The organism is Duganella paludis (assembly GCF_054461335.1).
In genome coordinates this window covers 5,212,076-5,238,100 of record NZ_CM136922.1, presented here as the reverse complement: position 1 = coordinate 5,238,100, position 26,025 = coordinate 5,212,076, and the positions used below count along the sequence as shown (strand labels likewise).

Here is a 26,025-nt window from a genome sequence, read left to right as displayed (position 1 = left end):
CCTTTTTTCTGTGCCTCTACTATAAAGGAATCCCAGGGTGCGTTGTGGCCAACTTAGAAGGTCATATCGGCGCGTACTGCGAAGTAGCGCTGGTAATCGCGCGCCGGCGTCCACTGCGTGGTGTTGACCACAACGACCGGATTAGGCGCACGCGAACTCCAGGTGCCGTTGGCCCAGTTGTTGGCCAAGCCGGTGGCGTAAGACTTGTCGAACAGGTTATTCACCAGGAAGGTGACTTTGAACTTGTCCTGCTTGTCCTTGATGCCGAGGCCCAGATTGAAGATGCCATAAGCGCCCTGCATCGTCATCGGATCCTGGTTCAGATTGAACTGCGTGCGGCTCTGGAAGCGGTAGGCGCCGGTGACGAAGCCGTTGTACGAGTACGGCGTCGGAATGTCGTACTGGCCGCCCAGGTTGAACTTGAACTTCGGCGCGTTCGGCAGCGTTGCGCCTTTCAGGTTGGCCACGCTGGTGTTGTTGTACTTGGCGCTCACCGCGCAGTTGCCGCCCGGCGTGGTGCCCGTGCCGGCCGCATTCAACACACTGTAGCAAGGACCGTTTTCAAAGTCCGTCACGATGGCGCGGGTGTAGGCAAAGGCGCCGTTCAGCTGCAGGCGGCTGTCCACGCGCCAGCCCAGGTCCGCCTCGAAGCCGCTGGTGCGCAAGCCGCCGATCGAATGCAGCGTGGTGCGGAACACACCGTCGCTGTCGTAGAAGCCAGCCGATTGCTGGAAGCCCGTGAAGTTGGTGCGGAACGCCGCCAGGTCCAGCGACATGCGGCCATTCAGCAGCCCCAGTTTCAGGCCCGCCTCGATGCTGTGCGCCGATTCGCCCGGCACCGGTTGGCTCTTGGCGATGGTGCCATTGAAGCTGGAGGTCAGGTCGTACGCCACGCCTTTGTGGCCGGTGGAGTAAGTCGCATAACCCATGGCGTTTGGATTGAAGCGATGCTCCACGCCGAGACGGCCGGTCTTGTCGTTGTTGCTGTCGTCGCCCTTCAGGTATTCGCTCACCACGCGCGAGGTGGCCGGCGGCGGATTGTAGCGGGTGAAGGTGTAACCGGTATCTTCCTTGTTCACGCGCAGGCCGGCGATCAGGCTGGTGGCGCTGGTCAGGTCATAGCTGGCCTGGCCGAAGGCCGCATAGCTGGTGTTGTAGGCGCTGGCCGCATAGTCGGTCACGTAGGTCGACACCGGAGCGCGGGTCAGTTCGCGCGCCAGCTTGTTATCGCCGTACCACAGGCCGGCCACGTATTTCAGCGGGCCCTGGTCCGGCGAGGTCAAACGCAGTTCCAGCGTGCGCGCGGTGACGTCGAACAAACCGTATTGATACAGGCCGCCATGCAGGCCGCTCACCGCACCGTTCACCGGCAGGTAGGCCAGGATATCGCTGTCGGTGGCGTCGCCGTCCTGGTAATCGTCCATATGGTAGTTGGACCACGAGGTGATGGCGCTCAGGTTGTAGCCGGCCAGCGGACCTTTTTCATCGAAGGCGTAGTTCACCTTCAGGCCCGCGCCCTTGTCCTTGGCCTTGCCGCCTGCGCCGTAGTCGTTGCGCACGCTGACGTTGCCCGGACCGGGATTGATCCCGGCCAGCAGGGTCGATGCCGGCAGTTGCGCCACGTTCTGGTAACGGCCGCCCGGCGTCATGCTGGAAAACGGCTGCACGCAGCAGGCCACGGTCGATTCGCTGGCGCGCGGGCTGAAGGTCAGGTTCCACTGGTCGTCCGGACGCCATTCCAGTTTGCCGACGAAGTTGGTGCTGCGCGAGCCGTTCAGGTGATCGCCGTTGGTGAGGTTCTTCACCACGCCGTCGAACGAGGACTTGTTGATCGCCGCACGCATGCGCACCGTATCGCTCAGCGCACCGGAGATCGAACCCATGGCACGCCACTCACCGTCGCTGGACAGATAGGTGGTGAGCTTCTGCTTCCACTCGCCGTCGATAGGCTTGGTGGTGATGTTGATCGCGCCGGCGATGGAGCTCTTGCCGAGCAGCGTGCTTTGCGGGCCTTTCAGCACCTCGACGCGGAACACGTCGGCCAGGTCCTTGAAGGCGTTGGCCTGCATGGCGAACGGGATATCGTCGATCACGACCGCCACGTCCGACTCCACGCCGATGCCGAGCGAGTAGGTGCCGATGCCGCGCATGTTGATGCTGAAGTTGCCCGGCTGCGTGGAGTACGTCACCGTCAGCGCCGGCGACAGGTTGGGCAGGTCGTTGATGTCGCGTACGTTGTTGCGCTGCAGAGTGGCGTCACTCAGCACCGTAATGGCGGCCGGCACGTCTTGCAGATTCTGGGCGCGCTTGTTGGCGGTCACCACTACTTGCTCAACCTTGAGATCGTCGGGTTTGGTTTCCTGTGCCGCAACGCCGTGGGACAAACTGGCCAAGGCCAGGGCGACGGATGCTGCCAGGGGGCGAACTGCCAGGCTGGCTTGATGCTGATTGCTCTTGCTCACTGCTGATCCTCCTCGATGGAATGTACACCTTCTATGCCTGTGTTACCACTCGGGCCGGATAAACATGTGAACGTTATCACACATGCTTAAAAAAATATCGCGCCAGCCCCGTCCGCCGCCAGAACCCGCTGTGACAGCGGGCTGGCGTGTATTTCATGCAGATGAGTTAACGTTATCAGTCGAACTTTTCATTTACAAGTCTTTTTACACGCTTTTTGTTGATGTGGACGAAAAAGCGACAGATCCCTACTAAGCTTATGCCTTGCGTGAGCGACGCTTGGTTGCTGTGCCGGCGACCGGCGCGGTCGATTCACGCACCACCATCTCGGCCGGGAACTCGACGCGCTGGCGCGTGCCAGGTTGGCCGAGTATGCGGCGCATCAGTTCCTGCACGGATGCTTGCGCCATCAGCGACAACGGGTGGCGCATGGTGGTCAATTGCGGCCGCACGATGCTGGCAGCGGAGACATCATCGAAGCCGATCAGCGACAGCTGTTCCGGCACCTGCACGTTGAGCGCGCGCGCGGCGTTCATGCAGCCGATCGCCATTTCATCGTTGGCGCAAAAGATGGCGGAAGGGCGCGCATCGGCCGCCAGCGCCAGCAAACGCTCGCAGGCTTCCTGGCCCGATTTTTCGCTGAAGGTGCCCTGCTCGATCCACGCCGCATCCATCGGCAGGCCGGCATCGGCCATGGCCTGGCGGTAGCCGCGTTCACGTTCGGCGCTCTGGCCGGTCCAATGGGTACCCTTGATGAAGGCGATGCGCTGATGGCCTTGTGCGATAAGGCCTGCCACGGCGTCGCGCGCGGCGTTGAAGTTGTCGCCCTGGACCACCGGCAGCGTGGTCTCGCGACGGCAGAAGTTGACCAGCACGATGGGACTCTCGCTCTTTTCCAGCGCGTCCAGGTATTCGTCGGTCATGCGCGGCAGGACGTAGATCAAGCCATCCCACAGGCCGTGCAGCAGCTGGCTGTGACGGCGCTGGGTTTGCTCATCGAGCTGGCCGATGGAGTTGTAGATGAAGAGGTCCATCTCGTACTTGCGCACCTCTTCGGTCAGCGCGGAGACGAAGGCGTTCACCACCACCGAACTGAGGTCGTTGACCACCACACCGATCACATTGGTGCGGCCGCCCTTCATCACACGCGCCAGCGCGTTGGCCGCGTAGCCGAGGCTCTTGGCGGCGGCTTGGACTTTGGCCTTGGTCTCTTCCGATACATAGCCTTCGCCCGACATGGCGCGCGAAGCCGTCATTACCGATACCCCTGCCTTGGCCGCCACCTGCACCAACGTCACCGACTGTTTCTTCATGCTGTTATCCCATATTTGGCTATGGTGATAACGATACCTTCACTTGCTCCCCGAGACAAGGGGCAATGCAAACGTGGCCGCGTAGCCGCTGCCCGCCGCGCGCGCGGTGGCGATGCGCAAACGCAGCTGCGGCGCGGTCTGCAGCACCGTCACGCCCGGCGCGGCGGTCAGCATGGCGGACACCGGCCGCGCCACCGTCAGCTCAATCGCCTGCTGCTGTTGCGTGGGATCGGATACGGACAGGCGCAGTTGGCCACCATCCTCCGCCAGCACCACGGCCGCCGGGCCGGATGCGCTGACATAGGCGCGGCCATCGCGCGGCGCGCTGCCGGCCTGCCACAAATTGGCCGCATACACATTGGCGCGCGTGTCGAATACGGCAGCGACGCGGCCGTCGTTGGCCTCGATGCGCAAGCCCGGATCAAGCGCGGCTTGCGCGGTGGCTGCCTCGCTAGCCGCAGGGAGCAGCAGATATGCGTAGCTGCTGGTGCTGCTGATATTGCCGCCTGCGGCGCCGTGGGGAATCGACAGCGTCTGAAACGGCGCCCGCACCTGCTTGTCGCTCTGCTGATCGTTCAGCGCGCGCCAGCTGCCGCTGCGCTCCGCCTGCTCGGCAACGATGTCGGCGCCGTGCGGGAACACGTAGCCGATGCTGCTACCCGCATGTTCATCGCTCAGGTGCGCCCAGCGCGCAGCGGCCTTGCGGCCATTCGGCAACGACACGCCGTCGACCACGAAGCGCGCTTGCAGGCTGCTTAGCTTGCGGTTCTCCACCACCGTCTCCACCGGCCCGGCGCCATCGCTGATGTCCGCGCCCAGCGCAAGGATGCGGTCACCCAGCATGAACCACGACTTCTTGCCTTGCAGCGGAGAGCCGGTGACGCCGCGCATGCTGAAGGCCATGCCCAGCGCCGCGTGGCTGCCTTGCGTCACGCCGCCCACCCAGTGTTCGATGTTGGGATACATCTTCCACTCTACCGGCCGCCCGCCGCTGCTGCGGTCCGTGGTGGTACCAGGCAGGCGGCGACTATCCACGGTCGCCCAGAAATCGCCGCCGAACTGCGTCTGGTCGGCGGTGTACAGCGACAGCACGCCCATGCCGGTCCACCAGGCTTGCAGGTTTTCGCCGTTGCCGGACTCGAAGGAAGAGATGCGCGGCGAGGCCATGCTCAGCACCGCTGCATAACCGCCTGCGCGCATGATGGCGCGGTCCATGGCAGCATACAGCCGCACGCCGTGCGGCTCCGGTGCGGCAGCGATGGCGGGATCGCCGGCGATCTTCTTCAGCAAGCCCAGTTCAAACAGCGACAGGCCGGAGGTGCCGACGCCACCCGGCGCAGCCAGATAGCTGGCGCCGAAACTACGGTCGCGCGCCATCCAGCCTTTGATCGCGGAACGCAGCGCGGCCGCATCTGCGGGTGGCGCGGATTCCGCCAGCACCGACAGGTAGGCGATCATGCTGCGGCCGACGGAGTGTTCGGTTTGCGTTGGCGTGGCGATTTTGCGGCCGCGCACCGCATCCGGCATGGCGCCGTCGATGAACCATGGCGCATAGCTGTCGCGCGCCCACAGGAAAATATTCGATGCGCGTGGATCGGTGATCGGCCAGGCGGAATGCGACAGCAGCTGCACCAAGCGCGAAAAGTCGGCCAGCGCCACCGCACCGTAACTGCCGGTGTAAGGCACAAACGTATGCTGCACGAAGGAGCCGTCGCCGTAAAAGCCGTCGCCCTGCTCCACCAGTTCCAGCGCCGGGCTGATGGCGTCACGGCCCAGCGCCACTCGCTGCTCATCGCGCCCCAGCATGCCGCTGAGGATGGCGACCAGCGCCTTGTCCAGCAGGTTGGCGCCGGTCTCAATGTCCTTCACGCGCGTGGCGCCGTCGCTGCGCGTGCGATAGCGCGGATCGGGAACGTACCAATTCACCGCCGCCAGCGTGCGTTCGCGCACTCCGGCCGGCGGGTCCATCAAACTGAGGACGTCCAGCAGATACAAGGGCGTGCCGATCTGCCAATCCCACCAGTTGCCAATGGCGGGATTGCCGGCGCGGTAGTGATGCGTCACCAGCCAATCCAGCCCGGCCAGCGTCGCCTTGCCCAAGGCCGCGTCCCGGTGCAGCGACGAACCTGGCGTGGCGTAGGCCAGCGCCATCTGGCGCAGGCGCAAGGCATTGGCCGTCACGGCGGCGGAAGCCAGCAGGCCTTTAGGATCGTTGAAGGCGGCCGTGTCATCCCACAGATACTGCGCATCCGGCGTCGTGTTCATACGCGCCAGCAAGCCCTCCACCGCACGTGAACGCGCTTGCAACTGCGCCTTCACATCGGGATCGCTGCGATCCAGCGAGGCGGCTCCCAGCAACTGCTCCTGCCAGCGGCCGCGCAGTGCGTCGAAGCGATCCTCTGCGTGCGCGGCGCCACACACAATTGCCGCCGCCAGGGCAAGGCGATGAATTAGACGCATGCTGTTCTCCGATCAGTATGTAACCTGCACCGGCGTAGCCAAACGTGCCGCCGTATTCTTGACATAAGCCTCCCATGCCTGCGCATTCGAGAAGTCGCCGCCCTTGCTCCACGCGGCACCGAGATAATAAACGAAGGGACGGCCCGGCGTGGCCGCAGCCATCGCCACATAATTGCCATCAATGCCGACATAGCCGCTCGCTCCGGGCACGATGACGGCACAGGCATTGCTGCCATGCGCGCCCTGCTCCGGCTCCCAGTAACTCATCCATCCGGCTCGGTCGTCAATGTAGCGGCCCTGTCCCTCGCGCTGCGAGATGCCCACGCCCACCGTCAGCGGCGCGGTGGAAGCACTGCTGAACACCGTCTCCACGCGGCTGAAATTACTGCCCGCATCGAGCGACACGCGGCGCGTCTCGGCGACCTTGCGGCCGGCCGCATCCCAAGCGTCGTAGCGCAGTTCGAACTCGGTGCGGATCGGACCATCGGCCAGGATCTTCCAGCCGGCGAAATTCTTCGAGGTGACCAGCGCCTTGCCGTCCACGATGCCAAGGCCACCGCAACCGCGCCCTTTGCCGACGTGGTAGAAGTCATGGCCTTCGCCTTTCTCCGTATGATAATCGCCGCCCTTGTACCAGGCATCCTGCACCAGCTTGCGCGTGGACTTGGACCATACATCGATGCCGCTGGAAACCAGCATCTCACGCGGGTCGGTCATGATCGCCGGGCCGTAGGTACGGTGCGCGATGCGGTCGTTCTCCCACGCGAAATCGTCCATCCGCTCCGGCACGAAGCGCGCGTGTGCGCGCGACACCACCGGCGGCGTCACCGGCAGCGCCTTGCGCGGGAACAGCAGGAAGCGGCGCTTCTCACCCGGCGCCAGATCGGCCTGGAACAGCACACCTTTCGTCACCGCCTGCGAAGGCAGCACGCGCGACGTCAGCGCATCCATCACCGCCACATCGCCTTCCGATGCCACCTCCACCGATCCTTCAAGCCGGTAAGCCTGGCCTGCATTGACCACGGTGGCGACGCGCGGCGCGTTGGTCTCCTCCAGTCCCATGCGGTACATCTCGCTGCCCGCCATCAGGAAAGCGCCCACTGCGAAAATGTCGGTCGACTCGGGATCGAAGTGCTTGGGATCGGCGCCGATGGGCTGCACGTGCGTCAGCTTGCCGTCCGCATTCACACTCGACGCCAGCGCCAGCCAGGCGCGCTTCACGGCCGGGCCGTAGCGATCCTTGGGCAGCAGGCCCTGGTTCACGCCCCATGCCAGGCCGTAGGCATACAGGCCGGTGCCGCTGGTGTCCTTGGATGGATAGCTGGCCGGATCCAGCAGGCTGGCGCGCCAAAGGCCGTCGGCCTGCTGCAGGCCAAGCAGCCGTTCCGACATCTCGCGGTACTGCTGCACGAAGCGCGGATACGATGGATGGTTGGCCGGCACATACTGCAGCATGCGCGCCAGGCCGCCCAGCACCCAGCCGTTGCCGCGTCCCCAGAACACCTTCTTACCATTGGCTTCGCGCTGCTTGAAGTAGCGGCTGTCGCGGAAGTACAGGTGCTCCTGCTTGTCGTACAGGTAGTCCGACGTCTTCCACCAGCGCTCGATTGCAAATTCAAGATAGCGCGGATCGCCGGTCACCGACGATAAACGCGCCCACGTCGGTGGGCCCATGAACAGCGAATCGCACCACGACCAGCGCATCAACACGCCCGGCACCAGGAAGTCCAGCGTGCCATCGCGCGGCTCTTCGATGATGGCGTCGAACTGCGCGCGCATCGGCGCGATCATGGCCGGGTCGCGCAACTGCTGATACAACTCGGCGTAGGTCTGGCCGACGGCTTGATCGTCTGCGTGGTACAGGCTCGGACCCAGGCGCCAGCGGTTTTTGCGGCCCATCTGGAGCATGGCGTCGCGGTAGGCTGGATTGCCGGAGATGCCGACCAAGGCCATGAAGCCGGCATCGCCCACCGCTTCGGTCCAGTCGTCCTCCGGATAGCCGGTCGGATGCGCCAGCTGCCAGTTGGCCGTCTTCTCCATCGCAGCCAGCACGGCGGCCGGCGTCGGCGTGGACGCTCCCTGCGGCGCCGCCACGGCCGGCATCAGCATGAACCAGCCCGCGCACAGGCCGGCCAGGATTGGCACGGAATTTTTCAAAACCATTCTCCCTCAAGAATTGATAGGTTAACGATACCACACGATTTTTCAGATTGTGAAGCGATTTTTGACGGAAATAAGCGCCAGCCACCAGTGCACGCCTTGAAATCCGTAAAACAACATGGTAACGTTAACTATCACCAACAAGATTTTGCCGCTCATGACTGCCCGCGCCCTGAATTTGGCCCTGCGCCAGCTGGAACACACCCTCGACACGCTGGGCCCGGATGCCTTCCCCGGCGACACCAGCATCGATCAGCACTACCAGCCACGCCGCCTGCAAGACACCGCACCCGGCGCCAACGTCGGCTGGACCACCGGCTTCTGGACCGGCCAGCTATGGCTGGCGCACGCCCTCACCGGCAACGCCAACTTGCGCCGGGCAGCGGAACGGCAGACCGCCAGCTTCATCGCGCGCCTGGAACAGGGATTCGACCTGGAACACCACGATCTCGGTTTCCTCTACATGCTCAGCTGCGGCAGCGCGCACCACCTGGCCGCTCAGCCGGGTGCGCACGCCGCCACGCTCGGTGCGGCGCAGCGATTGCTATCGCGCTTCCTGCCGGGAGCGGGCGTGATCCAGTCGTGGGGCAGCATGGACGATGTGGAACAGCGCGGCCGCGTCATCATCGACGGCATCATGAACCTGCCGCTGCTGCACTGGGCCGCGCGCGCCAGCGGTGACGCGGCCTACACCGAGGCGGCGCGCAGCCATCTGCAGCGCACCCGCGCGCACCTGGTGCGGCCGGGCGGCAGCACCTATCACACCTTCCATTTCAACGCTGACAACGGCGCGCCGCTGCGGCCCTCCACGCACCAGGGACTGGCCGACGATTCATGCTGGGCGCGCGGCCAGGCCTGGGGCGTGTATGGTTTCGCGCTCAACCACCGCCACCTGCCGGAGATGAATTTGCTGGCCGACGCCATGCAGTTGGCCGATTACTTCCTGGCGCAACTGCCGCCGGACCGCATCGCCTTGTGGGATCTGAGCCTGCCGCACGACAGTGCCGAGCCGCGCGATAGCTCGGCCTGCGCCATCGCCACCTGCGGCCTGCTGGAGATTGCCGCGCAACTGCCGGAAGGCGCGCAGCGCCAGCGCTATCACAACGCCGCGCTCGACCTGCTGGAAGCGCTGACGCAGCATTGCGCCGGCCAGCTTCCCGCCAGCGGCGGCCTGCTGCGCCATGGGGTCTACCACCGCGCCGCCAACTTGGGGGTGGATGAAGCCACGCTATGGGGGGACTACTACTATCTGGAAGCGCTGGCGCGCGTGGCGGGCCACTGGACGCCAGCGGAACTTTGATCAGCTGATGAAACGGCGCAGCAGCGCCTCGGCGTCGTTTTCCACCATCATCAGCGCGGCGTGCTGCGGACGCACCAGCTGCTGTTCGGTGGCGTGGCGCACGAAAGTGATCAGACCGTCGTAATAACCGTCCACATTGAGCAGGCCGATCGGCTTGGCATGGATGCCCAGCTGCGCCCACGTCAGCATCTCGAACAACTCCTCCAACGTACCAAGGCCGCCCGGCATGGCGATGAAGCCACCAGCCAGTTGCGCCATCATGGCTTTGCGCTCGTGCATATCCTTGACGATGAACTGGCGCGTCAGGCCCATGTGGCCGACTTCGCGCTCAACCAGCGCGGTGGGAATCACACCGGTGACTTCACCGCCCAGGCGCAGCACCTCGTCCGCGATCACGCCCATCAGGCCGACCTTGCCGCCGCCGTAGACCAGCGACAGGTTGCGCTCCACCAGCGCCCGCGCCAGCACACGCGCCTCTTCGGCAAAACGCGGGGACGCGCCGGCATTGGCGCCGCAATACACACACACCGATTTATTTGATAACTGCGCCACTCAGCTTTTCCTCTTCCAGTTCTTTTTGCGCCGCTTCCTGATCCAGCCGCTCGGTTGCGTCGCGCACGTTACAGCAGGCGGCCTGCTCGTACAAGGTCATGGCCTGCGCCACTTTCTTTTTACCGTCCAACATCAGCAACGCGCGCGCATACTGGATGCGGGCGATGGCCGAATCGGGATTCAGCTGCAAGGCCTGCTCGAACTGGCGATAGGCCTCTTCCTTCTTGACGCCGTAGGTCAGGCCGGCCAGCACCGCGCCCACCTTGTCGAGGATCTCGGTGTGGTAGACGCCCAGCGCCACATGCGCATCGGCGCGCTGCGGCGCCAGCTTGATGGCCATGTCCAGACTGCGCTTGACCTTCGCGCCCAGGCCCTGCGCCAACGCCTTCATCACCGAAATACCCTGCGAATACTGGCCCAGCGCATACGCGTGCCAGTAATAGCCGGCCGCGTTGCCCGGCTGCTCCAGCTGCTGCCGCTCGCAACGCTCGGCCACGCATTCGAAGGTGGCCAGGCGCTTCTTCAGGTTCGGCTCCAGGTAATTGGTCTGCATGCAGATAGCCTTGTGCGCGACCGCGTAGCCGTTGACGCCCGCGTCCAACCCCAGCCGCGCGGCCCGTTCGAACTCACCCGAGTGAAACGCGATCCACGCCTGCAGCAGCGCCGGATGCGTGGGAAAGGCCTCGCGGTCGCCGCCATGCAGCTGCGGCCACGCCGCCTCCAGGCTCTCCGGCGTGTAGCGGTAAGCTGGATCGGGATACGGGAAAGGGGTCCACGCCATGAAGCCTCCGGTCTACTTCAACTTCTTCAGATATTCTTCGGACAGTTTCTGGAACAGCAAGCTGGTTTCATTGCGCAGGTACGGTCCGATCTGCGACAGCACCTGGTAGCAGCCGCGCGCCAGCGCATCGGCCATCGACTGCTGCTCGCTGTACTTGCGCGGGTTGCGCACGTACTCGTAGGACAGCCAGTAGGTCGCCACCACTACCATATTGGTGGCCATGGCCTCGATCGCGGTGTCCGACGCCTCCAGCGATTTCTCGCTGCGCAGGTCTTCGCACAGCTGCTTGGCGACTTTGATCTTGTGCGCCAGGATCTGCTTGAAATGCAGCTCCAGCTTGCGGTTGCGCGACAGCAGGTCGTTCAGGTCGCGGTAGAAGAAACGGTAGCGCCAGATCAGTTCGAACATCAGGTGCAGGTACAGCCACACGTCCTCGATGTTGGAGCGGCGGCCGTTGGGCACGGTCAGGATGCGCTCGATCTCGGTTTCAAACTGGACGAAGATCGAGTTGACGATATCGTCCTTGTTACGAAAATGGTAGTACAGATTCCCCGGCGAGATATTCATCTCTTCAGCGATCACCGTGGTGGTGATATTCGGTTCGCCGAACTCGTTGAACAAGCGCAGCGACAGCTCTAATATGCGTTCGCGGGTGCGGCGTGGGGCTTTTTGTAGCATGGAAGGAGACCTCTGTTTATTCTAGCGCAAGCATAACACCGATGCGCACCACGGAGGAACACCCGCACGCGCTTTTAGGCGCACTTAGCGGCCTGATGCCGAAAGTTAGTTATTTGGCTTTTTTGACGGCCGGCTTTTTGACCACCGGCTTTTTGACGGCGGCCTTCTTGACCGCTGCCTTTTTCACCGGCGGCTTGGCTGACAGCGCGGCGACCTGATTGGTTAGCTCATCGATACGCTGGTTGAGGGCGTCGATTTCCTTGCGGTCCGGCACGCCGATCGAGCTCAAGGCGCGCAGCACGCGTTCCTCGAACAACTGCATCGAGAAAAACTTGCCCTCGTCCTCCTGCGCCTTGGCGAAGGCGGCCAGTCCGGCCTGCCAGATCTCTTGCGACGACATGCGCACCGCATCCAGTTGCTGGTCGTCGTTCTTCTTCAACTTCTTAGCCATTTCCATCCCGTGAATGCTGTTGCCGATACCGCATTCTAGCCGAGCCGGTCTAGAGAATGGTTACTAATGCTGCAACGCGACATCGGCCGGCATCTGGTGCGGCGCCAGCCACTTGCGGTAGATTTTCAGAAAGCTGCCGTCGCGCTTCATCTCGCGCAGCGCGCGCTCCCAGTCGCGGATGAGATCGGCCGAAGTGCCATTGGAGAAGGCGAAATGCACGCCGACCAGGTCGAGCCGGAACGCCACTTCCACATCGCTGTCGCGGAAGCCGGCCAGGCGCAGCGCGTCGACATACAGCTCCTCGCCGTCGAACCACAGATCGAAACGGCCGTTCATCAGCATTTTGGCGGCGGTCTCGGAGGTGTTGGTTTCGTCGATGATTTTGTAGCCCTGCTCGCGCGGCAGGCTGACGAAGATGCTGCCGCGCCGGGCGCCGCCGCGCAGCGTGCGCAGATCGACCTGGCGCTGGCGCCACTCGGCCGCCTTGCCCTTGGCGGCAAACGCCGTCACCCGCGTGTTGAAGATGGGACCAACAAAATGCATATTGCGCGCGCGTTCGGGCGTGCGGACGATGGACAGCAGCATCACGCCCGGCGCGGCCACGGCCAGCGTATTGGCGCGCGCCCAAGGCACGATCTCGATCGCATCATGCTGGCCGAGACGCACCTGGATCGCGCGCGCCAGCTCCACGGCGAAACCGTCGGGCTGGCCGCCGCTCAAAAAGCTGATCGGCGCGCTCTCCATGCCATAGATTTTCAGCGGCGCGGCGCCGGCCACGCCGGACAGCAGCAGACACAGGGCACATACCATGCGGAAAAAGTTCATGCACAGATGATAAGACACTTTCACCGCCAAGACCATCATGCAGATTGTTGCGCGACTTCACTTGAAGATGTTATTGGCCCGCGTACCAGCGCCTGCAGGCGGAAGCCTTCGCGGATGTTCTCGCGCAACACGGCGCCCTTCCACGGCTTGGTGTAGAAGCGGTCGATGGCGCCGTGGTTGATGGCTGCGATGATGGGCGTGAGGTCGGCATAGGCCGACAGCATGATGCGGAAAGTGTCCGGGCACAGGTTCTTGACCCGCTCCATGAACTCGGTGCCGCTCATCAAGGGCATGCACTGGTCGCACAGGATCACCTGCACCCGGTGCCGCGCCAGGATGTCGAAGCCTTCGGCCGCCGTCTGCGCGGTCAGGATGCGGTAGCCGTCCTGCGACAGGAAATCGGTCAGCACGTCGAGCATGAAGGCGTCGTCGTCGACGATCAGCAAGGTCTGCTGCTCGACCACGTTCTCGTCGGCCGGGGCCTGCATGCGGCGGCCTTCGCGCAGCATGGCCTCGAAGTCGTCTGCCGGCAGCGGCCGGCTGAAGTAGTAGCCCTGCATCTCGTCGCAGCCGTGGCGGCGCAGGTAGGACAGCTGCGCCTCCTTCTCCACGCCCTCGGCGATCACGTTGAGCTTGAGGCTGTGCGCCATGTTGATGATGGCCAGCACGATGGCGGCGTCGTCCGGATTGCTGGTGACTTCGCGCACGAAGGCGATGTCGATCTTCAGCTTGTCGATCGGGAAGCGCTTGAGGTAGGCCAGCGAGGAATAGCCGGTGCCGAAGTCGTCGATCGAAATCTGGATCCCCAGCGCCTTCAGGTTCTGCAGCACGGTGATGGTTTCCTCGGCGTTCGACATCAGCGAGCTTTCGGTCAGCTCCAGCTCCAGCAGTTCGGGCGCGATGCCGTGCTCGCGGATGGCCTTCAGCACCTCCTCCTCCAGCCCGCCGACAAAGAACTGGATGCCCGACACGTTCACCGACAGGTGCACGGCGCCGGCGCCGGTCTTGTTCCAGTGGGCGATCTTGCGGCAGGCCTCGTGGATCACCCAGGTGCCGACCCGCACGATCAGCCCGGTCTCTTCGAGCAGCGGGATGAACAGCGCCGGCGACACCATGCCGTGCCCCGGCCGCTGCCAGCGGATCAGCACCTCGGCCCCGCTGACGCGGCCGCTGGCGATGTTGACCTTGGGCTGGAACTGCAGCACGAATTCCTCGTTGTCGATGGCGCGCCGCAAGGCGTTTTCCAGGTCCAGCCGTGCCAGCGACTGCGCGTTCATCTCGGCGGTGAAGAAGCGGAAGGCGTCGCGCCCGGCTTCCTTGGCGCGGTACATGGCGGTGTCGGCGTACTGGATCAGCGTGTCCGGCTCGGCGCTGTCGTCGGGGAACACGGCGATGCCGATGCTGGCCGTCACCGTCACTTCGTGGCCCTTGAGGTCGAACGGGCGGCGCAGCGCCTCGCGGATCTTGTCGACCACGGCGATGGCGTTCTGGGCGCCGTCCGGCAGCATCAGGATGGCGGCGAACTCGTCGCCGCCGAAACGGCCGATGGTGTCGCGCACGCGCAGGCAATCGACCAGCCGGCTGGAGAACTGGCGCAGTAGCTCGTCGCCGATGGTGTGGCCCAGCGTGTCGTTGATGTTCTTGAAGCGGTCGACGTCGAGGAACAGCACCGCCAGCGACCACTTGTGCTCGGCCGCCTGGCGCAGCGAGTGGCTCAGCGAATCGTAGAACTGGCTGCGGTTGGGCAAGCCGGTCAGGGTGTCGAAGTGCGCCAGCTTGAGCAGGCGCTGCTCGGCCTCCTTGCGCTCCGTGATGTCGCGCGCCACCGCCACCATGATCCAGTTGGCGCCCGAGCGCAGCGTGCGGCGCTGCACCTCCACCGCCAGCGCCGAGCCGTCCTTGCATTGCAACAGCAGCTCGGTCATGGCGCCGCTCTGTTCGCCGGCCAGCAGCTTGTCGTACAGTTCCTCCAGCTTGTGCAGGTCGCCTTCCAGCGAGCGGTTGGGACCGACCTTGAGGAAATCCTCGCGCTCGAAGCCGAGCATGCGCGAGGCCGTGGCGTTGACGTCGACAAAGCACATGCCGGCGCGGTCGACCAGGAAGATGGCGTCGGCGGTGGCGTCCATCGCCAGGCGGAAGCGGCGCAGGTCTTCGTCGAGCCGGATGCGGGCGTTCATGTCCAGTTGCAGCTGCGCGTGGTGGCGCTTGATTTCCTCGTACAGCAGCAGGTTTTCGTAGGCCACCGCCACTTGCGCCGCCACCGTGCCGGCCACGCGCTCGTCGACTTCGGAGAAGCCGTCGGCGCCCAGCTTGTCGACCAGGTAGAGCCAGCCGTGGGTGCGCTCGCGCGAGGCGATCGGCACGCCGAGGAAGGAATGCACGGGCGGATGGGTCGGCGGCAGGCCGATGCTGGCCGGGTCGCCGTTCAGGTCGTTGATGCGGCACGGCATGCGCTGGTCCAGCAGGCCGCGCAACACGCCGGCGCGCGGGGTCTGGGCGATCTGCCGCACCGGCATGCCGGCGCCGCAGCTGGCAAAGTAACTGAGCTCGGTCGCACCCGGCTCCATCACGCCGATGCAGGCGTATTTGGAGACGCAGATGTTCTGCGCCACCCGGCAGCCAATCTCCACCAGCGCGGCCGGATCGCGCTCGGCGCCCATCTCGATGCCGAGCTCGATCAGCGCGGTCAGGCGCAGGCTCACCGCCTGCAGGCTCGACAGCGAATGCGACAGCCGCTGCGTCATCCGCGACAGGTGCTCCGGCGTGGTCTCGTCGGTGTCGTTGGCCATGCGCGTGATCAGCTGGCTGCTCGATTCGAGCTCGTCCAGGTACTCGGCCACCTTGTGGTCGAGGTCGAGGAAGCGCCCTTCCAGCGGCGGCTCCGGCGCGAAGGCCGGCAGGCCATCGTCCGCCGTCACGCGCTCGGCCTGGCCCAACGCCTCGCGCACGGTTTGCAGAATCACCTCGGGATCGGACGGCTTCGGCAGCACCCAGCGCACGCCGCAGGACTGCGCCACCGACAAGGCTTCGCGCTCGCGGTAGGTGGCGGTGTAGAAAATCACCGGCACGTCGGCGGTGGCCGCGTTCTCGTGCAGGCGGGTGACGAATTCGTAGCCGTCCATATTCGGCATCAGGATGTCGGAAATGACCAGGTCGGGTTTTTCCGCCAGCACCATTTTCAAGCCCTCGGCGCCGTTCGAGGCCTCCAGCAGGCGATGGCCGCCGTAGCTCAGCAGCGTCATCAGGAATTCACGGTTGAGTACGTGATCGTCCACGATCAAAATCGTGGCCATGTCGGTTTTAACCGGGGTCGACACCGCCCCTTGCAAAAAAGGTTCGATCAGCGCCACAAAGGTATCGGGCTCGATCGGCTTGCCGATGTAGCCGTCGAAGCCGGCCTCCAGAAGTTTTTCGCGGTCGCCCACCATGGCCAGCGCGGTCACCGCCAGCGCCGGGATGTGGCGCACCAGCGGATCGGCCTTGAGCGCTGCCACCACGCCGTAGCCGTCGAGCTTGGGCAGGTGGACGTCGCAGATGATCAGGTCCGGTAGCTCCTGGCGTGCCGCCGCCACGCCGGCCTCGCCGTCGGAGGCCGACAGCGGCGTGTAGCCGAAGGCCCGCAGCAGGTAGACCATCAACTCCATGTTGGTGGCATTGTCTTCGATTATCAGGATACGTGCCGACACGTCACCCCTCCCTTTCGCTAAGTTCCAGTGGCAAGGCCAGCGTGAACACACTGCCCACGCCGTACTCGCTATCAAAATAAATCTCGCCCTGCAGCAGCGCGGCCAGCTTGCGGCTCAGATGCAGGCCCAGGCCGGAGCCTTCGAACTGGCGCAGCGCGCTGGGGTCGAGCTGGGTGAAGGCCTGGAACAAGCCGTCGCGCTGCTCGGCGCCGATGCCGATGCCGGTATCGCTGACGCTGATCGTGGCGCAGGCCCGCTGGCCCACCAGCGCCGTCGCCAGCCGCACCAGCACGGTGCCGCTGTTGGTGAACTTGATCGCGTTGTGCACCAGGTTCATCAGGATCTGCTGCACCGCGTGGCGGTCGCTGGACACCGCCGGCTCGTGCATCGACTCGAACTCCAGCGCCAGCCCCTTGCTGCGCGCCTGCGGCTTGAACGAAATCAGCACTTCATCGATCACCGCGCGGCACGACAAGGGCTGCACATCGAGCTCGACCTTGCCGGACTCGATGCGCGTCAATTCCAGCAAATCGTTGATCAGCGACAGCAGGTGGCGGGCACTGCTTTGCACCATGCGCAACTGCTTGTTCTGTTCATCATTAATGGGTCCAGGCAACTTCATTAGCATAGTACCTGTAAAACCGATGATCGCGTTCAACGGCGTGCGCAATTCGTGCGACATGCCGGTCAGGAAACGGTCCTTGGCCGCCACCGCCTTGGCCAGTGCGACATTGTTTTCCTGCAGCGTGCGCTCGAAGTGCTTGCGCTCGCTGATGTCGCGGATCGCGCTCATCACCAGCGTGCCCTCTTCGGAATCGATCGGGCTCAGGCTGATCTCCACCGGGAACTCGGCGCCATCACTGCGCAGGCCGTACAGGTCGCGGCCGCTGCCCATGGGCCGCACCAGCGGCTGCGCCATGAAGCCGGTGCGGTGGGCGATGTGGGCGTGGCGCAGGCGCGCCGGCATCAACTGCTCCAACAACATGCCGCGCAGGGCGCCGTGCGCATAAGCAAACAATTGCTCGGCCTGGCTGTTGGCCAGCACGATGCGGCCGGCGGCGTTGGCCATGATGATGGCGTCCGGCATGGAGTCGAGGATGCCGTCGTAGCGCGCCTCGACCAGCTTGGCATCGCGCAGCACCTTGAGCGCGGTGACATCCTTCTTGCTCCACAAGATATAGGCGGGCTGGCCCTCTTTATCACGCACCAGCTTGCTTGAACTGTCGATGTAGACCAGGGTGCCGTCCTTGGCCTGCCGCATCGACTCGTAGCTGGCCAGGCCGCGCGCCAGTGTTTGTTGCAGGATGTCGACACTATCATTAAAGCGGGAAGGTGGTTCGATCAGCGCATCGAGTCGGCGCCCCATGGCCTCCTCGCTGCTGTAGCCGAACACGGCCTCGGCGCCACGCGTCCAGCAAACTACTTCGCCGTCGGTCGTGGTCAGCACCACCGCATCGGGAGTCTCGTTCAGGAACAGGGTGCCGAAATCGACGGTCATCGCCTCGCCTTTTGCTATGAGCACAGGACTCACCATACAGCATGGCGGCAGCGAGATACTCACACAAAATCACACTCGCGCAACGGCCTCGATTTCGTCCAGTGCACAACGCAGAATTTCAGGGTGGCGGCCGAGCGCCACATGGCCGATGGCACCGAACACCAGGTTGCGCGCGCCCGGCAGCACGCTGGAATCCTGCGGCGCGATGATGTTGTCGTGGACAGAATAAATCGAACTGATCAAGGTGCGTTGCGTATTTGCCTCAGAGGCCGCCAGCGCGTTCAGCCAGGCGCTGTCGCGGCGCATCTGCGCGGCGTTGCTGCCGGGGCCGAAGTGCGCCAGCGCCGTGCCGTGGTGCGGCGTGCCGAGCGTGATTACGCGGGCGATATGGGCGTCGCCGTAGCGGCGCAGGTAGGCGCGCGCCACCAGCCCGCCCATGCTGTGGCCGAGGATGATGACTTGCGCACTGCCAGTCTCGCGCCGCAAGCGTTCCACCGCCGTGTGCACCTGCGGCGCGTAATCGTCGATCGATGCGCCCGGCGGTTCGAGATCGATGCCGTAGTGGCTGATGCGCGCCTGCTTCAGCAGCTTGCTCATCGGTAGCCAGTAGCCGCTGTTGCAGACGTAGCCATGGATCAGCAGCACCGGCAAACCACGCGCTTCCGCCTGCAACTGCAGGCCGACGGGACGCAGCATGTAGTACGACGAGGTCAGCATCGAGGAATTGAATTCGTGCCAGAACAGGCCCGCCGCGCGCAGCGGATTGAGCGCATGATCCGGCGGCGTGATGCTGCCGGATCGCCAGCTCAGGTAGAAGTTGTTGGCCGCGATCAGCAGCCGCACCAGCAGCACGACCAGCACGCCGAAGCCGAGGCACAGCGCCACCGTGAACGGCGCGCTCAGCGCGGCTACACGCAGCGGCCGCCACCAGTAATAAAGCCCGGTCGCCAGCAGCCCGGCGACCAGGGCTTGCAGCACCAACAACAGGATCAGCAGTCGTTTAATCATGACCGCATGATACCGTGTTCAGGCCACTCTCACGCGCGTGTAGGCCGCACCGCCGGCTTGCCGCTCAGTTCCTGCGCCAGGCCGCTGGCCAGGCGCGCGACGATGCCGTAAATCGACAGCTGCGGATTGGCGCCGATCGAGGTCGGGAACAAGGAACCGTCGTGCACCGACACATTGCTCAGCCCGTGATAACGGCCGCTGGAACTGGTCACGCCCAGCCGCTCATCGTCGGACATGGCGCAGCCGCCCATCACGTGCGCCGACACCACCCGCGTTTGCAGCAGCTTGAACGGCAGCGCCGCGATGCCGGCCTTGGCCTGCGCCCAACTGCCGTACATCTGCGACCGCTCATGCGTGGGCATGACGCTTTTGGCGCCGGCGGCAAACTGGATTTCGGCCATGCTGAGCAGCGCGCGGCGGGCGCCGTCCCAGATGAATTCGCTAATCGGATAATCGAGCACCGGTGCGCCGTCGACCAGCGCCACGCTGCCGCCGGGCGCATCGTCGTGGAAGCCGTCGCGCAGCAGCGCCAACAGCGCGTGCACATGCGGGAACTGCTGCATCAGCGCCGCGTGCTGCGTACCGAAGCCGGCCATGGTGGTCGACAACAGCAGCGGATGCAGCGGCGGCGCTTCCAGCTTGTAACCCATGGGACCGTCGATGCGGTCGGTGTGCAGGAAGTGGTCGGAATACACCGTCTGCGGCGCGCCGGCATAGCCGTCCACGCGCTGCGCGAACAGGCCGGCCGAGATCACGGTCGGATGCAGGAAGGTGCGCCGGCCCAGCAGGCCGCGCGGATCGGGCGCAAGCGAGCGCAGCAGCAACGCCGGGGTGTTGATGGCGCCGCCGGACAACACGAAATACTTGGCGCGCAGGGTCACGCGGCGGCCGGTGGTCTGCAGGCCGTCGACGCTCAGCGCCACGCATTCGAGTTCGGTCACGCGGTCGTTTTTGATCACCAGCTTCTCGGCGCGCACCCGCGTCAGCAGGCTGGCGCCATGCTGCAGGGCCGACGGGATGGTGGTCACCAGCATCGACTGCTTGGCGTTGGTCGGACAGCCCATGCCGCAATAGCCGAGGTTCCAGCAACCGTTGACGTTGCGGCGGATCAGCGCGGTTGGAATACCGAGCTTGCTTGCGCCACGGCGCAGCAGATCGTTGTTCTCGTTGGGTGGCGTCGGCCAGTCGGTGATGGACAGGCGCTCCTCCATCATGCCGAACCACGGCGCCAGCGACTCCGGCGTGTAATCCTTGAGGCCGAAGTGCTGGTTCCAATAGCGCAGCGTGATGTCCGGCGTGCGAAAGCTGCTGGTCCAGTTGACGGTGGTGCTGCCGCCCACGGTGCGGCCCTGCAAAATGTTGACGCCCTTGTCCTTGGTCTTGCGCGCGGCCGACTCCTGGTACAGCGCGGGATAGGCGTCGGCCTCGCGCATCTTGAAATCCTTGGACGACTTGAGCGCGCCCTCTTCCACGATCAGCACCTTGAGACCGGACAGCGCCAGGATCTCGGCCGTCACGCCGCCGCCGGCGCCGCTGCCGACGATGACCACGTCCGCTTCCAGCGTTTGATCGGCCTGCAGTTGCGCGCCGTCGGTGACGTGCCAGCCCGCGGCCAGGCCGGCCTGGATTGGATCAGGGATCAGGTTCGCGCTCATGCCAGCAACTCCTTCGGCGGACCGGGATAGCCGATCGCCTCCCAGCTGGACGGATCGGCATACCAGGCGCCGATGATCAGGTCATGCAGCCCGTGATACGCGGTTTGCAGCGTCTGCAGGCGATGCGTGCGCCAGTTCTGCAGGAAGGCTTCGACCTGGCGCGGATCGGCCTGTTCCCAACCGCCGCCCACGCCGGCCAGCAAGCGCCGCGCCGGCCCCAGCGCCAGCAGCCCGAACAGGTCTTGCACTTCCTTTTGCGTGGTCAGCGGCAAGCCGCGCACGGCGTCGCCCACGTGCTGCCCGGCGGCGGCCAGCGCCTGCGCGCGCGCGGCCGGCTCAAGCGGCAGGACCGGGCCCAGCATGACGGGAATAATCGCCTGCAACACCGCCTGGGCGCCGCCTTCCAGCGCGAAACGGTGCAGCGTCGGCGGATGCGCCAGACGATAGAGGGCGCCACCGGCAGCGAGGGTTAACGCGCCGGCTACGCCGATCTTCAGAAAAGATCTGCGGGATAATTCCATTGTCTCCGTCCATTTTTATGGTTTGGCCACAGTGTAAGCCAAAGCGCCATGCTGCTTCCAGGCAAAAATAGAGGGGGAAGTCTAGATCACCGCCGGCAGGTAGGCGGCGCAGAATTCAGGGGGCATGCGGCGCGCGCGGCCGCTGCTGATGTCGATGCAGACCAGCTCCCAGCGGCCGCGCAACACCGTGGCTCCGTCGCTGGCGCGCAGCAGCTGGAAGCGGCGCTCCATGTTCAGCTTGCCGTCGGTGGCGTACAGCCAGGTGCCCAGCACCAGCTGCTCGCCGGCGCTGGTCGGCAGGATGTAGTCGTATTCGGAGCGGCGGATCGCCATCGCCCGGTCCAGGCGGCGGTAGTCCGCCAGGCTCATGCCCAGCGCTTCGGAGTGCGCCCAGCCGGCTTTTTCGCACCATTGCACGTAGACGGCGTTGTTGGTGTGGTCCAGTCCATCGATGTCGGCGACGGCCGGCGACAGCTCCAGGGTGTACGGTTGCGGATGATCCCAGTTCCAGCTCATGGCGTCCTATTTCGGTAACTCGTATTGGTATTTTTTCAGCAGCCGCTCGTAGGCGCCGTCGCGCACCATGGCGTCCATGGCGGCACGCCAATCGGCCAGCAGCGCGGGATCAAGCTCGGGCGAGCTGGCCACGTAGATCTTGACGCGGCTTATCACCACGCCGCGCCGCAGGCTGTCGGCTTTCAGGCCGGCATTGCGCTGCGCCGACAGGATGCCGTTCCATGAACTGAGCCAGGCATCGACCCGCCCCGCGCTGAGCTTGCGGGCGTTGAGGTCGTCGTGCGTGACCAGGCTCACGCGGTCGAAATTGTGGGCCTCGGCCAGGCGCGCGCCGGCGCCGTCGCGCACCACGCCCAGCGCCAGCTTGCGCACTGCGGCGATCGAGGAGATGTCGACGCTGGAATCCTTGGCAGCGACCACCACGAAATCATCCTCCAGGATCGGCACCTGCCACTGGTAAAGTTTTTCGCGCGCGGGAATGCGCGACACCGGCGCCACCAGCGTGCCGGGCGTGCTGGTGGCCAGCATCAACGCGCGCGCCAGCGGATACAGCTGGATCTTGCCGACGTGGCCGGCGCGGCGCGCCATCTCCGCCATCAGCTCGCAGGCCAGCCCGGACGGCGCCTCGCCTTCAACCGTCGGCGGAATGCAATAGAACGACGTCTCGGCGCCTATCATGCGCAGCTCGGCGGCGGCGGCGGCCGGCACGCACAGGCAGGCGGCCGTCAGTGCCAGCAAGCGGCGTTTGAGGGAGGTCGACATGGCGCCTCAGTCCTTGGCGCCGGGCTTGCCGGTCATGTGGCGGGCGATGCCGCGCAGGATGTTGACTTCTTCCTTTTCCAGCTGGGCGCGCGCGAACAGGCGCTTCAGGCGCGGCATCAGCTTGCGCGGGTTGGCGGCGTCCAGGAAACCGATCCGCACCAGCGCCTGCTCCAGGTGCTGGTACATGCCCTCGATCTGCTCGACGCTGGCGGCCTCGCCCTGGAAACCGATCTCGCTGGCCTCGCCGGCCGGCTGGCGCGGGGTCAATGCCACGCCGGCGCCGTCCAGCACCGCCATGCGGCATTCGTAGGCCAGCACCTGCGCCGCCTGCGACAGGTTCAGCGACGAATACTCGGGATTGGCTGGAATATTGATCAAAACATTACATTTCTCGACCAGCTCGTTCGGCAGGCCGAAGCGTTCGTTGCCGAAGATGAGCGCGGCGCGCAGCTCCGGCTGCGCCACCAGTTGCCCGGCGAACTGGCGCGGCGCCAGCACCGGCGGTGAAAATTCGCGCAATCTTGCCGAAACGGCAGCGGCGAAATTGATGCCCTCCAGCGCCTCGGCCATGCTGCCCACCACCCGCGCGCCCTCCAGGATATCCTGCGCGCCGCTGGCGAAAGCCACCGCTTCCGGGTCTTGCAGCGCGTTCTCGAAACGCGGCGTCACCAGCACCAGGTCGCTGTAACCCATGGTTTTCATGGCCCGCGCCACCGCCCCGATATTGCCCGCGCGGCTGGTCTCGACCAGAATAAATCGCAGTTGTTTGAAAAGATTCGTGTTGATTTGGGGCAGGTTCATTTAAAATAGCGCAATCGCGCGGTATCGATACGGAAATTCAAGCAGAATTCTACCCTGTCGGCGCCGCCCCGCTCTTTAATTCACTCTTGTACCCTTACGCGCCGCCGGGCTGGTATTCCCCCGGTGGGCGTTAGCGTTCTTTTAACGGAAAAAGCCCACATGCATCCAATGATCAACACGGCGGTCAAAGCCGCCCGCCGCGCTGCGGCCGTCATCAACCGCGCCTCGTTCGACCTCGACCGCGTCATCGTGACCGAGAAAAACCACAAGGACTTCGTCACCGACGTCGACCAGGCCGCCGAACAGGCGATCATCGAAGTGCTGTCCAAAGCTTATCCGGACCACGCCTTCCTGGCCGAGGAATCGGGCGCCTCCAAGAACGCCCACGACGAGAGCGAATACACCTGGATCATCGACCCGCTCGATGGCACCACCAACTTCATGCACGGCTTCCCGCAATACTGCATCTCGATCGCGCTGGCCCAGCGCGGCGTGATCACGCAAGCGGTGATTTACGACCCGGTGCGCAACGACCTGTTCACCGCTACCAAGGGCGCCGGCGCCTATCTGAACGAAAAACGTATCCGCGTCGGCAAGCTCGACCGCATCAGCAATGCCCTGCTGGCCACCGGCTACCAAACCGGCAGCCCGAAGGCATTGACCGAATATCTGGAAATGTACGGTATCATGGCGGAACGCAGCCAAGGCGTGCGTCGCGCAGGCAGTGCCGCGCTGGATCTGGCCTACGTCGCATCGGGCCGTCTGGACGGCTTCTACGAAAAAGGCCTGAAACCTTGGGATATCGCCGCCGGCGCCCTGATGGTCACTGAAGCCGGCGGTATCGTCGGTGAATTCAGCGGCGAATCGGACTACCTGTACAAGGGCGACATCATTGCCGCCAGCCCGAAAGTATTCGCCCAGATGGTCGGCTTGCTGGCCCCCTACGCATAACCATTCCACACGTTCTTCTTAGAAAAGGGAGCGTTTGCTCCCTTTTTTATTTCCCGAAGTATTTCCTCTTTGAAACAAGATGCTATACTGAAAGTTGCGGCACCGCTCAGTCCGATGCCGCAAACCAAGAATAATCGACTGCATTCACATAAAGTTAATATGTCATTCTCCTCCCTCGGTTTGTCCGACGCCCTGATTCGCGCTGTCAGCGAAACCGGCTACACCTCGCCCACCCCTATCCAGCAGCAGGCCATCCCTGCCGTGCTGAAAGGCGGCGACCTGCTGGCGGGCGCGCAAACCGGCACCGGCAAGACGGCCGGCTTCACCCTGCCGCTGCTGCACCGCCTGTCGACGGACGCCGTCGGCCTCAAGCAGACCAGCAACAAGACCCCACGCGCGATCCGCGCCCTGATCCTGACCCCGACCCGCGAACTGGCGGCCCAGGTTGAGGAAAGCGTGCGCGTGTACGGCAAGTACACCCAACTGAACTCCGCCGTGATCTTCGGCGGCGTCGGCATCAACCCGCAGATCAAGCAGCTCAAGCACGGCGTCGACATCCTGGTCGCCACGCCGGGCCGCCTGCTGGACCACATGGAACAAGGCACCGTCGATCTGTCGAAGGTCGAAATCCTGGTGCTGGACGAAGCCGACCGCATGCTCGACATGGGCTTCATCCGCGACATCAAGAAAGTGCTGGCCAAGCTGCCGCCGAAGCGCCAGAACCTGCTGTTCTCGGCCACCTTCTCGGACGAGATCAAGGCCCTGGCCGACGGCCTGCTGGACAAGCCGGCGACCATCGAAGTGGCACGCCGCAATTCGACGGTGGAAGTGATCGCCCAGAAGATCCACCCGGTCGACCGCGACAAGAAGCACCCGATGCTGGCGCACCTGATCAAGACCCACAACTGGACCCAGGTGCTGGTGTTCACCCGCACCAAGCACGGCGCCAACAAGCTGGTTGAACAGCTGGAAAAAGACGGCATCGGCGCCATGGCCATCCACGGCAACAAGAGCCAGTCGGCGCGTACCCGCGCCCTGAGCGAGTTCAAGGACAACAGCCTGCAAGTGCTGGTGGCCACCGACATCGCCGCGCGCGGCATCGACATCGACCAGCTGCCGCACGTGGTCAACTACGACCTGCCGAACGTGCCGGAAGACTATGTGCACCGCATCGGCCGTACCGGCCGCGCCGGCGCCACCGGCGAAGCCGTGTCGCTGGTGTGCGTGGACGAGCACGACATGTTGAAAGACATCGAGAAGCTGATCAAGCAAACCCTGCCGCGTGAAGTGATTCCTGGCTTCGAGCCGGACCTGAACGCGCGCGCCCAGCCTATCCAGCTGCGCAGCGGCGCCGGCGGTCACCGTAATGGTGGCGGCGGTGGTGGCCGTGGTGCTCCGCGCAACAAGCCGGCAGGCGCAGGCGCAGGTGCGGCCGGCAAGCCGCGCACGGCCGGCGGCAACGGCGGTGGCGGTGGTGCTCCACGCAGCAACGGTGGCGGCGCTCCACGCGGCAATGGCGGCGGCGGCGGTGGTGGCGGTGCTCCGCGCTCCGCAGCCCAGCACCGCTCCGGCGGCCGCGGCCGCTAAAATGAAAGCCATCTTCGGATGGCTTTTTTTTCGTGCATCGCCAAGGGGCAATCTGGATTA

Annotated in this window: 20 protein-coding genes; 3 read left to right on the top strand and 17 right to left on the bottom strand. The window is 64.6% G+C overall.

The window, feature by feature from the left end:
- Nucleotides 1-53: 53 nt before the first annotated feature.
- The 4 genes from ACXZ1M_RS23165 to ACXZ1M_RS23150 form a co-directional block, all read right to left on the bottom strand.
- Complete coding sequence (locus ACXZ1M_RS23165) at nucleotides 54-2,462, bottom strand: TonB-dependent receptor (RefSeq protein ID WP_459049958.1); 2,409 nt, start codon at nucleotides 2,460-2,462, stop codon at nucleotides 54-56.
- 255 nt (nucleotides 2,463-2,717) lie between these two features.
- On the bottom strand, nucleotides 2,718-3,773 hold the full coding sequence (locus tag ACXZ1M_RS23160) for a LacI family DNA-binding transcriptional regulator (protein WP_459049957.1): 1,056 nt from the start codon (nucleotides 3,771-3,773) through the stop codon (nucleotides 2,718-2,720).
- A gap of 39 nt (nucleotides 3,774-3,812) precedes the next feature.
- Nucleotides 3,813-6,233 (bottom strand): polysaccharide lyase 8 family protein, encoded by a 2,421-nt coding sequence (locus ACXZ1M_RS23155; RefSeq protein ID WP_459049956.1) that lies wholly within the window; start codon nucleotides 6,231-6,233, stop codon nucleotides 3,813-3,815.
- Nucleotides 6,234-6,245: 12 nt separating this feature from the next.
- The gene (locus tag ACXZ1M_RS23150; protein WP_459049955.1) at nucleotides 6,246-8,390 is read right to left on the bottom strand and encodes a glycoside hydrolase family 88 protein; all 2,145 of its coding nucleotides are present in this window, start codon (nucleotides 8,388-8,390) and stop codon (nucleotides 6,246-6,248) included.
- 160 nt (nucleotides 8,391-8,550) lie between these two features.
- Between ACXZ1M_RS23150 and ACXZ1M_RS23145 the strand changes: the two genes are divergently transcribed.
- A complete protein-coding gene (locus tag ACXZ1M_RS23145) occupies nucleotides 8,551-9,693 on the top strand; it encodes a glycoside hydrolase family 88 protein (protein ID WP_459049954.1) in 1,143 nt (380 codons plus the stop codon).
- Here the strand turns inward: ACXZ1M_RS23145 and ACXZ1M_RS23140 are convergent, their stop codons facing one another.
- The 13 genes from ACXZ1M_RS23140 to ACXZ1M_RS23080 form a co-directional block, all read right to left on the bottom strand.
- Nucleotides 9,694-10,245, bottom strand: a complete 552-nt coding sequence (locus ACXZ1M_RS23140; protein WP_459049953.1) for an LOG family protein — start codon at nucleotides 10,243-10,245, stop codon at nucleotides 9,694-9,696.
- Nucleotides 10,226-11,026 (bottom strand): hypothetical protein, encoded by an 801-nt coding sequence (locus ACXZ1M_RS23135; RefSeq protein WP_459049952.1) that lies wholly within the window; start codon nucleotides 11,024-11,026, stop codon nucleotides 10,226-10,228. Before ACXZ1M_RS23135 ends, ACXZ1M_RS23140 begins: the two co-directional genes overlap by 20 nt.
- 12 nt (nucleotides 11,027-11,038) lie before the next feature.
- Entirely contained in the window at nucleotides 11,039-11,704 is a 666-nt protein-coding gene (locus ACXZ1M_RS23130; protein ID WP_373991390.1) for a TetR/AcrR family transcriptional regulator, read from the bottom strand.
- Between the two features lie 109 nt (nucleotides 11,705-11,813).
- Complete coding sequence (locus ACXZ1M_RS23125) at nucleotides 11,814-12,155, bottom strand: phasin family protein (RefSeq protein WP_459049951.1); 342 nt, start codon at nucleotides 12,153-12,155, stop codon at nucleotides 11,814-11,816.
- A gap of 63 nt (nucleotides 12,156-12,218) precedes the next feature.
- Nucleotides 12,219-12,980 (bottom strand): substrate-binding periplasmic protein, encoded by a 762-nt coding sequence (locus tag ACXZ1M_RS23120; protein ID WP_459049950.1) that lies wholly within the window; start codon nucleotides 12,978-12,980, stop codon nucleotides 12,219-12,221.
- A 35-nt stretch (nucleotides 12,981-13,015) separates the two neighbouring features.
- Nucleotides 13,016-16,666 (bottom strand): EAL domain-containing protein, encoded by a 3,651-nt coding sequence (locus ACXZ1M_RS23115; protein WP_459049949.1) that lies wholly within the window; start codon nucleotides 16,664-16,666, stop codon nucleotides 13,016-13,018.
- Nucleotide 16,667: 1 nt separating this feature from the next.
- Entirely contained in the window at nucleotides 16,668-18,188 is a 1,521-nt protein-coding gene (locus ACXZ1M_RS23110) for a PAS domain-containing sensor histidine kinase (RefSeq protein WP_459049948.1), read from the bottom strand.
- Nucleotides 18,189-18,233: 45 nt separating this feature from the next.
- Nucleotides 18,234-19,172, bottom strand: coding sequence for a lipase family alpha/beta hydrolase (locus ACXZ1M_RS23105; protein WP_459049947.1), 939 nt, complete (start codon nucleotides 19,170-19,172; stop codon nucleotides 18,234-18,236).
- 29 nt (nucleotides 19,173-19,201) lie between these two features.
- Entirely contained in the window at nucleotides 19,202-20,827 is a 1,626-nt protein-coding gene (locus ACXZ1M_RS23100; protein WP_459049946.1) for a GMC family oxidoreductase, read from the bottom strand.
- Nucleotides 20,824-21,348 carry a hypothetical protein gene (locus ACXZ1M_RS23095; protein WP_459049945.1) on the bottom strand — a complete coding sequence of 175 codons (525 nt, stop codon included), beginning with the start codon at nucleotides 21,346-21,348 and terminating at the stop codon, nucleotides 20,824-20,826. Before ACXZ1M_RS23095 ends, ACXZ1M_RS23100 begins: the two co-directional genes overlap by 4 nt.
- A gap of 81 nt (nucleotides 21,349-21,429) precedes the next feature.
- Nucleotides 21,430-21,864, bottom strand: coding sequence for an acyl-CoA thioesterase (locus ACXZ1M_RS23090; protein ID WP_459049944.1), 435 nt, complete (start codon nucleotides 21,862-21,864; stop codon nucleotides 21,430-21,432).
- 6 nt (nucleotides 21,865-21,870) lie between these two features.
- The gene (locus ACXZ1M_RS23085; RefSeq protein WP_459049943.1) at nucleotides 21,871-22,626 is read right to left on the bottom strand and encodes a substrate-binding periplasmic protein; all 756 of its coding nucleotides are present in this window, start codon (nucleotides 22,624-22,626) and stop codon (nucleotides 21,871-21,873) included.
- A 6-nt stretch (nucleotides 22,627-22,632) separates the two neighbouring features.
- Nucleotides 22,633-23,427, bottom strand: a complete 795-nt coding sequence (locus ACXZ1M_RS23080; RefSeq protein ID WP_459049942.1) for an RNA methyltransferase — start codon at nucleotides 23,425-23,427, stop codon at nucleotides 22,633-22,635.
- Between the two features lie 168 nt (nucleotides 23,428-23,595).
- Between ACXZ1M_RS23080 and ACXZ1M_RS23075 the strand changes: the two genes are divergently transcribed.
- The gene (locus ACXZ1M_RS23075; protein WP_373992103.1) at nucleotides 23,596-24,378 is read left to right on the top strand and encodes an inositol monophosphatase family protein; all 783 of its coding nucleotides are present in this window, start codon (nucleotides 23,596-23,598) and stop codon (nucleotides 24,376-24,378) included.
- A 159-nt stretch (nucleotides 24,379-24,537) separates the two neighbouring features.
- The gene (locus tag ACXZ1M_RS23070; RefSeq protein ID WP_459049941.1) at nucleotides 24,538-25,965 is read left to right on the top strand and encodes a DEAD/DEAH box helicase; all 1,428 of its coding nucleotides are present in this window, start codon (nucleotides 24,538-24,540) and stop codon (nucleotides 25,963-25,965) included.
- Nucleotides 25,966-26,025: the final 60 nt, after the last annotated feature.

Coding starts and splice junctions, on each gene's coding strand:
- ACXZ1M_RS23160 (WP_459049957.1), bottom strand. CDS start 3,773: ATGAAGAAACAGTCGGTGACGTTGGTGCAGGTGGCGGCCAAGGCAGGG.
- ACXZ1M_RS23155 (WP_459049956.1), bottom strand. CDS start 6,233: ATGCGTCTAATTCATCGCCTTGCCCTGGCGGCGGCAATTGTGTGTGGC.
- ACXZ1M_RS23145 (WP_459049954.1), top strand. CDS start 8,551: ATGACTGCCCGCGCCCTGAATTTGGCCCTGCGCCAGCTGGAACACACC.
- ACXZ1M_RS23135 (WP_459049952.1), bottom strand. CDS start 11,026: ATGGCGTGGACCCCTTTCCCGTATCCCGATCCAGCTTACCGCTACACG.
- ACXZ1M_RS23130 (WP_373991390.1), bottom strand. CDS start 11,704: ATGCTACAAAAAGCCCCACGCCGCACCCGCGAACGCATATTAGAGCTG.
- ACXZ1M_RS23125 (WP_459049951.1), bottom strand. CDS start 12,155: ATGGCTAAGAAGTTGAAGAAGAACGACGACCAGCAACTGGATGCGGTG.
- ACXZ1M_RS23120 (WP_459049950.1), bottom strand. CDS start 12,980: ATGAACTTTTTCCGCATGGTATGTGCCCTGTGTCTGCTGCTGTCCGGC.
- ACXZ1M_RS23105 (WP_459049947.1), bottom strand. CDS start 19,172: ATGATTAAACGACTGCTGATCCTGTTGTTGGTGCTGCAAGCCCTGGTC.
- ACXZ1M_RS23100 (WP_459049946.1), bottom strand. CDS start 20,827: ATGAGCGCGAACCTGATCCCTGATCCAATCCAGGCCGGCCTGGCCGCG.
- ACXZ1M_RS23095 (WP_459049945.1), bottom strand. CDS start 21,348: ATGGAATTATCCCGCAGATCTTTTCTGAAGATCGGCGTAGCCGGCGCG.
- ACXZ1M_RS23090 (WP_459049944.1), bottom strand. CDS start 21,864: ATGAGCTGGAACTGGGATCATCCGCAACCGTACACCCTGGAGCTGTCG.
- ACXZ1M_RS23085 (WP_459049943.1), bottom strand. CDS start 22,626: ATGTCGACCTCCCTCAAACGCCGCTTGCTGGCACTGACGGCCGCCTGC.
- ACXZ1M_RS23080 (WP_459049942.1), bottom strand. CDS start 23,427: ATGAACCTGCCCCAAATCAACACGAATCTTTTCAAACAACTGCGATTT.
- ACXZ1M_RS23075 (WP_373992103.1), top strand. CDS start 23,596: ATGATCAACACGGCGGTCAAAGCCGCCCGCCGCGCTGCGGCCGTCATC.
- ACXZ1M_RS23070 (WP_459049941.1), top strand. CDS start 24,538: ATGTCATTCTCCTCCCTCGGTTTGTCCGACGCCCTGATTCGCGCTGTC.